This window comes from Hymenobacter agri, from assembly GCF_054778495.1.
Genome location: NZ_BAAGZM010000204.1, coordinates 1 through 9,508, shown reverse-complemented (window position 1 = coordinate 9,508; position 9,508 = coordinate 1). Strand labels below are relative to the sequence as shown.

The window sequence follows — 9,508 nt, the reverse complement described above, 5'->3', positions numbered from 1 at the left end:
CGCAGGCCGCCACCCAGGCCCGGGCCGCCCTCGACGAGGCCCGGCAGCGCACGGAGTTCATTATGGAAAGCCTGCCCGTGCTCGTCTGGACCAACCGGCCCGACGGTACGCCCGACTATTTCAACAACCGCTGGCTGGAGTTCACGGGCAAAACCCAGGCCCAGATGCAGCACATCGACTGGAGCGAGATTACCCACCCCGACGACCAGCCCGGCCTGCTGGCCGGCTGGGCCGAAGCCCTGGCCGCCGGCACGCCGTTTCAGTACGAATACCGGCTGCGGCGCCACGACGGGCAGTTCCGCTGGCTGCTGATTCGCAACGTGCCGCGCCGCAACGCCGACGGCGCCATTACCATGTGGGTGGGCGCGGCCAACGACATTCATGAGCAGCGCCAGATGGTGCAGGAGCTGCTCACGGCCAACGAGCAGCAGAACACCCTGGCCGAGCAGGCCTACCAGCTCTACCAGCGCGCCGAAAGCCAGCGCGAAACGTACCACAACCTGTTCATGCAGGCCCCGGCCATCATCTGCATCCTGCGCGGCCCCGAGCACCGCTACGAGTTTGTGAACCCGCTCTACCAGCAGGTGTTTCCGCATCGCCAGTTGCTGGGGCGCACTGTGGCCGAGGCCCTACCCGAGCTGGTGCCCCAGGGCGTCATCGGGCTGCTCGACCAGGTGTATGCGAGCGGCGAAACTTTTTACGCCCAGGAGCTGCCGCTGCGGCTGGAGCGCGACGCCAGCCAGGAGCTGCGCGACTCTTATTTTAATTTCTCCTACCAGCAATTCCAGGAAAACGGCCAGCCCGCCGGCATCATGGTGTTTGCCTTCGAGGTCACCGAGTTCGTGCGGGCCCGCCAGGCCCTTGAACGCCTGCGCGATACCGGCCCAACGCTGCCGTCGGCCTAGCCCGAAGCAACGATTGGCCCGGTTCGCGGCTCTTTGCCTAGCCCGCCCGGCGTAGTGAGCTGGTTCTTGTTCCTTCTTTTCCGCCCCCGATATGCCGCTTTCACTTTCAGCAGGCCCGCGTGAAGCAGGTGCTCTTTAAGTCGCGGCTGCGCTCGGTGCTCTACGGCGTCCGAGAAGCTGAGCCCGGCTTATTTCTGCTGCAGGAAAACCCACTGAGCCAGTGGATTCAGACAGCCCTGCACCCCCAGCACGGCGCCCGGCCCGAGGTGCGCGAGCTCGACCACACCGTGCGCCAGATGCTGAGCGCCGGCCAGGACCTGACCACCCGCTACCAGCGCGGCCAGATTGAGGAAGCCCGTACCGGCCTCGAAAGAATTGACTCCTTCGCCAACCAGATTGACACTTTGTTGTTGAGTCTGGAGCGCAACCTGGGGCTGGCCTGACACGGCCGCGGCTCCGACGCGCGTTCTGCTCGTACTTTTACCCGTATGCGGCGGCCCTTCCGGACCGTCGCGCTTTTGCCCGTTGCTACTTGCCCACCCCATGACTGCTTTCGCTGACCCCGTCGATTACCAGCGCCTGTTTCATTCCCTGCCCGAAAACCTGCTGCTGATGGCGCCCGACGCCACCATCATCGATAACACCGACAGCCACGTGGCCGCTTCGCTGAAGCCGCGGGCCGAAGTATTAGGCAAGTCGCTGTTTGAGGCATTTCCGTCGGTCGACCAGAACGAAGGCGACGTTATTTTTCAATCGCACGAGCACGTGCGCCGCTTTCGCGAGCCGCACACCATGCCCCTGATTCGCTACGACCTGGCTTTGCCCGCCGAGCAGGGCGGCGGCTTCGAGGAAATGTACTGGCAGGCCACGCATTACCCCATTCTCGACGAAACCGGCAACCTGCAGTACATTCTGCAGCGCACTCAGAACGTAACCGCGCAGCACCGCGCGAGCCTGCACGCCGCCCAAGTGCAGCGCGAGCTCGACGAAGCCCAGGACCGCACCCGCTTCATTCTCGAAAACCTGCCCGTGCTTATCTGGACGGCTACGCCGGCCGGCGACCGCGACTATTTCAATTCGCGCTGGCTCAGCTTCACGGGCAAGACGCAGGACGAGCAAACTGGCCGCCAATGGGCCCGGAGCATTCACGACGAAGACCGCGCCCGGGTGCTGGCCGCCTGGGAAAATTCGGTAGCCAGCGGCGAGCCTTACCAGGTAGAATACCGCCTGCGCCGCCACGACGGCCAGTACCGCTGGATACTAGTGCGCGCCGTGCCGCGCCGCAACGCCGAAGGCGCCATCAACATGTGGGTGGGCGCGGGCAGCGACATTCACGAGCAGCGCCAGATGGTGCAGGAGCTACTCACGGCCAACGAGCAGCAGAACACCCTGGCTGAGCAGGCCTACCAGATGTACCAGCGCGCCGAAAGCCAGCGCGAAACGTACAAGCAGCTGTTCATGCAGGCCCCGGCCATGATTGCCATTCTGCGCGGCCCCGAGCACCGCTTCGAATTCATCAACCCGCCCTACCAGCAGCTGTTTCCGCACCGCGAGCTGGCAGGCCGCACTATCGCCGAAGTATTGCCCGAAGTAAAGGAGCAGGGCATCATCGAGCTGCTCGACAACGTGTACGAGAAGGGTGAAGCCTTCCACGGCAACGAGATGAAGCTGCAGCTGGAGCGCGATGCGAGCGGTGTACTTAAGGATTCGTACTTCAACTTTGTGTACCAGCAGTTCCGCGAAGATGGCCAGCCCGCCGGCGTTATGGTCTTTGCCTTCGAGATAACGGGCCTGGTGCGGGCCCGGCAGGCCCTCGAGCAAGTGCGCGACGCCTCCTCGCAGGCCCTCGACGATGCGGCTACTGCTTAAATTCAGACGTATCTTACTTTCAGCAGGCCCGCGTGAAGCAGGTGCTCTTTAAGTCGCGGCTGCGCTCGGTGCTCTACGGCGTCCGAGAAGCCGAACCTACCTTGTTTTCCTACGCCGATAATGCCTTGGGCCAGTGGATTCAAACTTCGCTGCGCCCCGAGCTGGGCAACCTCCCCGCCGTGCACGAGCTGGAACGTACCGTGCAGCAGATGCTGCGCACCGGCCAGGAGCTGGCCACCCGCTACCAGCGCGGCCAGATTGAGGAAGCCCGCACCGGCCTCGACCAGATTAACAACTACGCCGACCAGATTGAAGCCCAGCTTGTGCATCTGGAAAGCAACGTGAAATAATTCACCCTAAACCTCGGCGCTGAGCGCACAAAAAAGGGCTGCCCATCGGGCGGCCCTTTTTTGTGGCGGGTCTTGCCGGCTTACGCCAGCAGAACTTCCTCCTCAGTCGTGGCTGGCGCCAGCTCAAACGCCTCGGCCAGCAGCTCATAAGAGCGCACCCGGTCTTCGAAGCTGGCGGTGATGGTGACGGCTGTAATCTCGTCGACACCGTACTCGGCGGCCATGGCGGTGAACTGGGCGTGCACCTGGGCGGGCGTGCCGCTCACAATGCGGTGGCGGTTGTGGTGCAGGTGGGCCTGGTCTTCGGCCGTGAACTGATAGGTGCGCACTTCCTCGGCAGAGGGGAAGGTGCGGAACTCGCCCCGGTTGAAGCGGATGAGCTGCATGTCCATGGCCTTGCGTAGCTCGGCGGCTTTCTCCTCGGTATCGGCGCACATCGTGAACACAGCCACATTGGCCAGCGGCGCAGCTAGCTCCGGCGAGGGCCGGAACCGCTCGCGGTACTGCTGCACGGCCGCCGGCCCGCCGTTGCCGTTGATGAACTGCGCGAACGAAAACGCCATGCCCAGGTGCGCGGCAAACAGCCCGCTCTGGCCGCTGGAGCTCAGCAGCCACAGCTCCGGCGTGGTGGCCGACTGCGGAATGGCCATCACCCGCTCGTGGATAGTTTCGGGCACTTTGTCGTCGCGCAGGTAGGCCTGCAGGTCCATCAGCTGCTCGATGAAGTCCTTCTCGTTGAACTGGTTGCTGGGGTTGAGAGCGTAGGCCGTGAGGCGGTCGGCGCCGGGCGCGCGGCCCATACCGAGGTCGATACGGCCTGGAAACAGGGCTTCGAGCATGCGGAAGTTCTCGGCCACCTTCAGGGCCGAGTAATGCGGCAGCATAATGCCGCCCGAACCCAGGCGGATGCGCTGCGTCTGGCTGCCGAGGTGGGCGATGAGGACTTCGGGCGTCGAGCCGGCCAAGGTATTGGTATTGTGATGCTCGCTCACCCAGAAGCGGGAGTAGCCGAGGCGGTCGGCCAGCCGGGCCAGCTGCACGGTTTCGAGCAGGGCCTCGCGGGGGGTGCTGCCGGGCCGGATGGGCGACTGGTCGAGCACGTTGAGACGGAGTTTAGGGGCGGAAGAAGACATGTGAATATGCTGGGCATTACCTTCAGCGAAGGTTCTGCCGTGAAATAAAAGAGCGGCGGCAGCGCACGGCGCGGCAGTTGGCCGATGATGCTAAACCGCCAGTTGGCCCTTCCGGTTCAGGCCCGTTTATTATCACCTTCGATGAACAAATGCCCGATTGCCTGTTTAGAGCCGAACTGCTTGCTACTTTTTCACCACCCACCGCTTTTCTTTCAACAATGAGTGACCAGAATTTCGTGAACCTCACCGTGGCCGACGGCACCGAGATGCGCGCCTACACGGCCTTCCCCAGCAGCACCGGCCCCGTGCCGGGCATCATCCTGCTGCAGGAAGCTTTTGGCGTGAACGAGCACATCCGCAGCGTGGCCGACCGGCTGGCGGCGGCCGGCTACGCCGTTATTGCCCCCGAGCTGTTCCATCGCACGGCCGCCCCGGGCCTAGAAATTCCCTACGCCAACTTTAGCAGCGAGGCCATGCCGCACTACGCGGCCATCAACAATACCGACCTGACGGCCGACCTGCAGGCCTCCTACGACTGGCTGCAAAGCCAGCCGCTGGTGAAAGCCGATAAAATCGGCAGCATCGGCTTCTGCCTGGGCGGCCGCGTGTCGTTTCTGGCCAATGCTGTGCTGCCGCTGGCGGCGGGCGTATCGTACTACGGTGGCGGCACCGAAACCATTGCCGACCGCGCCAAGGACCTGCACGCCACCCACCTGTTCTTCTGGGGCGGGCTCGACGAGCACATCGGCAAAGAGCAGATTCGCCAGGTAATTGAGGCCGTGGAAGCGGCTCAGAAGCCCTACATCAACACCGTCATCTCCTACGCCGACCACGGCTTCCACTGCGACGCCCGCCCCAGCTACCATCCCGAAGCCGCCAAAGAAGCCTGGGCGCTGACGCTGGCCTTCTTCGGCGAGAAGCTGGGAGCGTAGGCATCTCTCTTCCGTAGCAGAACGATTGTAGAGACGCGACACGTCGCGTCTCGGCGTCCGCGCCGTTCGGGAATCGGTCTGCCACATCGTTCAACGACGCGACGTGTCACGTTTCTACATCGTCCCTGCACCAATACAAAGGCCCGATTTCAGTTGAAATCGGGCCTTTTCGTCTAAGGGCTGCCCCGTAGGGGTACCGTAGCCTCAGGCTGATACCGCTTCGGCTGCCGCGGCCTGCCGCCCCAGGTACTGCGCCATGCTGCTGGCCAGAATAATCTGCAGCGCGTGGTAGAGCATAAGCGGCAGCAGAATGAGGCCGGTAGCAGCGCTGGCCGGAAACAGCAGGCTGGCCATCACGCTGCCGTGCACCAGCGACTTCTTCGAGCCGCAGAAAACAGCCACAATCTGGTCGGCCCGCGGAAACTGCAGCGCCCGACTCAGGCCCCAGATGATGCCGAACACCATCAGGTATAGGGCCACCATGCCCGCGCTCAGCTTGGCAATGTCGGCCGGGCGGTAGCTAATGAAAATGCCTTCGGCAAACGACTCGCAGAAGGCCGTAAAGACGATGAGCAGAATGGTCACCTGGTCGAAAATGCGCAGGCCGGCCTTGTGGCGGTCGGCGAAGGCGTGGAAGCGGGAGTTGAGCAGCACCCCCGCCCCTACCGGCAGCACTACCTGCCACAGCAGTTGCAGCCCCAGGCTCCAGAGCTGCCCGCCGCCCGTGCCGGTGTGCAGAAACAAACTGCACAGCAGCGGCGTGAAGACAATGCCCAACAGGCTGGAAATGCTGGCGTTGAAGATGGCCGCCGGCAGGTTGCCGCCCGCAATGCTCACCATCACCACCGACGTGGAAACCGTGCTGGGCAGCGCGCACAGAAAGAAAATGCTCTGCCACAGCTCCTCTCCTTCGGCCCCAAACAACGGCCGCACCAGCAGCGCCAGCGCCGGAAACAGCACGAACGTGCTAAGCTGCGTGAGCACGTGCAGCCGCCAGTTGCGCATGCCCTCGCGCAGCTTCTCAAAGCTCAACTTGAGGCCATAAAAGAAGAACACCAGCGCCACGCCCACCGTGGTAATGGCGTGCCACGGCACCGGACTGGCCTTGCTGCCCAGGCCGGGCGCCAGGTAGGCCAGCCCCACCACGCCCAGCAGCGCCAGCAAAAACCAATCGAGCCCGGCGCGGGATAACAGGGCGACGAAACGGTTGGGCGCGGCGGGTGCGGGAGGTGGGGTCATGGGGCAAGAATACGCCCACCCGGCTGCGGATGATGCGACCGGACACAAAAAAGCGCCGGACTCGGGCCAGTCCGGCGCTTTTTAACGCCTATCATCCTAAGCGCAGCGAAGGACCTTATCACATTTGCAATAAATACTTACTCAGACGTGTTAAGGTCCTTCACTGCGCTCAGGATGATAGACGGGCGGAGTTACTCCGTCGGCACGCCGCCGCCCAGGCCGGGGGCGGCGTTGCCCTGCACGCCCTGCACGTTGGGCACGCCCATTTTCTCCTCACGCTTGCGCTGATACTTGTTGAACTGCGCGGGCGTCAGCACTTCCTTCAGGGCTTCGAGGCGCGAGCGGCCGGCGCTTTCGATGATGCCGGCCAGCTTGCGCGGGTCGGACTTGTAGCGCAGGCGGCCGGTTTCCACCATCTCCACGCCGCGGCGGTTGATAACGCGCACCTTCTCGGTTTGCTGGGGATTCAGGCCCAGGTTCTGCTGCATATTGGTGGTGAGGGCGTTGGCCTTGGCATCGACCACGGCGTCGGGGGCCACGATGGTTTCGACGGGCTCGGCCGAAGCGGCGGCCACTTTGGTTTTGGTTTTCACGCCGGGCTGGCCAGCGGTTTTTACTTTGGTTTTAACAGTGGTGGGAGTCTGCGCGCGGGTCGCCGGCGCGGCGATGAGCACGGCCAGCGCCACGAGCGACGGGAGCAACAAGCGTTTCATAAGCGAAGCAAAAAACAGCGGGCTGGGGCCCTGAGAATATAGCAAAATAACGGAGTAAATATCGGCCGAAAACCCGGTCCGTTCCCACGCCAACGCGGCTACGGCCACGTTTCGTGCCAACCCGACCGGAAAATTCGGGCCTCGCTGGCTGGCCTTGCAACCTTTGCGCCGCTTTTTCCATACTATTGACCATGAAACAAGCCAAACGCTCGAAAACCAACTGGCTGCTGGCCGCCGGCCTCGGGGCGGCTACTCTGGCCCTTTCCATGTGGGGCAATCGCCGCGGCTCCTACGACTTGAGCCGGCGCGTGGTGCTCATCACCGGCGGCTCACGTGGGCTGGGCCTGGTGCTGGCCTGCCAGGCCGTGCACGAAGGTGCCCGCGTAGCCATTTGCGCCCGCGACGAGGCCGAACTCGCCCGCGCCCGCCAGGACCTGCTCATGGCCGGCGCGGCCGAAGCCGACGTCATCACCCTCTCGCGCGACATCACCAACGAGGTCGAGGTCCGCACCATGGTAGCCGAAGTCGAAAACCGCCTCGGGCCGGTTGATGTACTCATCAACAACGCCGGCATCATCACCGCCGGGCCACTCGACAACATGGACGTGCGCGATTTCGAGGACTCGATGGCCACGCACTTCTGGGCGCCGCTGCACGCCATGCCGGCCGTGCTGCCCAGCATGCGCCGCCGCGGGGCGGGCCGCATCGTCAATATTTCGAGCCTGGGCGGCAAGGTGGCCCTGCCCCACATGGCCCCGTACAGCGCCAGCAAGTTCGCGCTGGTAGGGTTGTCCGAAGGCTTTCGGGCCGAGCTGCGCCACCACGGCATTGCCGTGACGACGGTGTGCCCCGGCCTGCTGCGCACCGGCAGCGCCGACCACGCCGAGGTAAAAGGCCAGCATCAGAAGGAGTTTGCCTGGTTTAGCATCGCCGACTCGCTGCCGGGCTTCACGCTCAGCGCCGAGCAGGCGGGCCGCCAAATATGGAACGCCTGCCGCCGCGGCGATGGCGAAGTCATTCTCTCCATCCCGGCCAAATTCCTGGCGGCCTTCCACGGCCTGCTGCCCGGCACCACCACCGACATTCTGAGCTGGATGAACCGCGCTCTGCCCGCCACCGGCGAAAGCCCGGCCGCCAACGTGCGCCGCACCGGCTTCGAAAGCGAGTCGGACCTGACCCGCTCGCCACTCACGGCCCTTAACCGCAAAGCCGCCACGAAAAACAACGAGCTGTAAAAGTTTTAATGAACGTTATGCCGAGCGCAGCCGAGACAGCTCGCGTGCAGCAGTAATCCACGCATCAGGATGTACTGTGGCACGCGAACTGCCTTGGCTGCGCTCAGCATGACGGCATTTTTAACCAGTTTGGCGATGTTGGTGCATCTTGCGCCATGCATTTCCCCGTCGAGCTGGCCCTGGGCCCCGCCCGCCTGCCCGTGCACCTGCTGTGCGAGGTACTGGCCTATTCCCTAGGCTACCGCCTCTACCAACACCTGCGCGCTGGCTATCCCGACCGCATTAGCGACGCGCACCGGCAGTGGATATTCGTGGGGGCGGCGGCTGGGGCGCTACTTGGCTCGCGCCTGCTGGGGTTGCTCGAACACCCCGCCGAACTGCTGCACCCGCCGGGCGGCTGGCTCTACTATTTCACCAATAAAACCATTGTGGGCGGTTTTCTGGGCGGCCTCGTGGGCGTGGAGCTAACCAAGAAGTACCTGGGCGTAACGGCCAGCAGCGGCGACCTCATGGTGTTTCCCATCATCCTGGGTTTAGCCATTGGCCGGCTAGGCTGCTTCTTCAGCGGGCTCGAAGACGGCACCTACGGCACGGCCACTTCCCTACCCTGGGGCATCAATTTCGGCGATGGCGTGCGCCGCCATCCCACCAACCTCTACGAAATTCTGTTTCTGGCGGCGCTGGCGCTGCTGCTGTGGCTGCTGGAGCGGTGGCGCGGGCCGCTGCCTGATGGCCGGCGGTTCGAGCTGTTTCTGAGCGGCTATTTGCTGTTTCGGCTGCTGGTGGAATTCATTAAGCCCATGCCGGCTACCTGGCTGGGGCTTACGGCCATTCAGTGGGCCTGCGTGGCGGGGTTGGGGTATTATGTTTGGGGGTGGATACGAGAAATCCGATTTAAATACGCTACATAACTGACATGGAAATAAATTATACACTGGATAAAACTGACTTTTTGAACCACCAGCTCTACCTGGCTTCAAATTCTGAACGCATCAAAAAAAATCGCTTGAAGGGGCGAATCTGGATGGTTATACTGTTTTTATCATTAGCCTATTTATTTGGCGGTGGTCTAAGTGAGGATGGTTCTGTGATTATGTCGGTCGATGCAAATTTTAATTCGGGCTGCGTGCAT

11 protein-coding genes are annotated in these 9,508 nt (G+C 63.1%); 8 read left to right on the top strand and 3 right to left on the bottom strand.

What is annotated here, in order from left to right; translation table 11 throughout:
* The 4 genes from ACYVDE_RS11600 to ACYVDE_RS11585 form a co-directional block, all read left to right on the top strand.
* The coding region (locus ACYVDE_RS11600) for a PAS domain-containing protein (RefSeq protein ID WP_460501710.1) at positions 1 to 905 on the top strand (905 nt) is incomplete at its 5' end.
* Positions 906 to 1,024: 119 nt separating this feature from the next.
* Positions 1,025 to 1,348 carry a hypothetical protein gene (locus ACYVDE_RS11595; RefSeq protein ID WP_460501709.1) on the top strand — a complete coding sequence of 108 codons (324 nt, stop codon included), beginning with the start codon at positions 1,025 to 1,027 and terminating at the stop codon, positions 1,346 to 1,348.
* Positions 1,349 to 1,448: 100 nt separating this feature from the next.
* The gene (locus tag ACYVDE_RS11590) at positions 1,449 to 2,774 is read left to right on the top strand and encodes a PAS domain-containing protein (RefSeq protein WP_460501708.1); all 1,326 of its coding nucleotides are present in this window, start codon (positions 1,449 to 1,451) and stop codon (positions 2,772 to 2,774) included.
* Between the two features lie 32 nt (positions 2,775 to 2,806).
* Positions 2,807 to 3,124, top strand: a complete 318-nt coding sequence (locus ACYVDE_RS11585; protein ID WP_460501707.1) for a hypothetical protein — start codon at positions 2,807 to 2,809, stop codon at positions 3,122 to 3,124.
* 80 nt (positions 3,125 to 3,204) lie between these two features.
* Here the strand turns inward: ACYVDE_RS11585 and ACYVDE_RS11580 are convergent, their stop codons facing one another.
* Entirely contained in the window at positions 3,205 to 4,257 is a 1,053-nt protein-coding gene (locus ACYVDE_RS11580) for an LLM class flavin-dependent oxidoreductase (RefSeq protein ID WP_460501706.1), read from the bottom strand.
* A 218-nt stretch (positions 4,258 to 4,475) separates the two neighbouring features.
* Here ACYVDE_RS11580 and ACYVDE_RS11575 point away from each other — a divergent pair, with 218 nt between their 5' ends.
* Complete coding sequence (locus ACYVDE_RS11575; RefSeq protein ID WP_460501705.1) at positions 4,476 to 5,189, top strand: dienelactone hydrolase family protein; 714 nt, start codon at positions 4,476 to 4,478, stop codon at positions 5,187 to 5,189.
* Positions 5,190 to 5,393: 204 nt separating this feature from the next.
* Here ACYVDE_RS11575 and ACYVDE_RS11570 read toward each other — a convergent pair whose 3' ends face one another.
* Both ACYVDE_RS11570 and ACYVDE_RS11565 read right to left on the bottom strand, forming a co-directional pair.
* Positions 5,394 to 6,428: a bile acid:sodium symporter family protein gene (locus ACYVDE_RS11570; RefSeq protein ID WP_460501704.1), complete on the bottom strand. Its 1,035-nt coding sequence runs from the start codon at positions 6,426 to 6,428 to the stop codon at positions 5,394 to 5,396.
* A gap of 191 nt (positions 6,429 to 6,619) precedes the next feature.
* Positions 6,620 to 7,141 (bottom strand): hypothetical protein, encoded by a 522-nt coding sequence (locus ACYVDE_RS11565; protein ID WP_460501703.1) that lies wholly within the window; start codon positions 7,139 to 7,141, stop codon positions 6,620 to 6,622.
* A gap of 191 nt (positions 7,142 to 7,332) precedes the next feature.
* Here ACYVDE_RS11565 and ACYVDE_RS11560 point away from each other — a divergent pair, with 191 nt between their 5' ends.
* The 3 genes from ACYVDE_RS11560 to ACYVDE_RS11550 all read left to right on the top strand — a co-directional run.
* On the top strand, positions 7,333 to 8,376 hold the full coding sequence (locus ACYVDE_RS11560; protein ID WP_460501702.1) for an SDR family NAD(P)-dependent oxidoreductase: 1,044 nt from the start codon (positions 7,333 to 7,335) through the stop codon (positions 8,374 to 8,376).
* A 155-nt stretch (positions 8,377 to 8,531) separates the two neighbouring features.
* Positions 8,532 to 9,287, top strand: coding sequence for a prolipoprotein diacylglyceryl transferase family protein (locus tag ACYVDE_RS11555; protein ID WP_460501701.1), 756 nt, complete (start codon positions 8,532 to 8,534; stop codon positions 9,285 to 9,287).
* Between the two features lie 41 nt (positions 9,288 to 9,328).
* Positions 9,329 to 9,508 (top strand): hypothetical protein (locus tag ACYVDE_RS11550; RefSeq protein WP_460501700.1); only part of this gene is annotated, 180 nt, incomplete at its 3' end.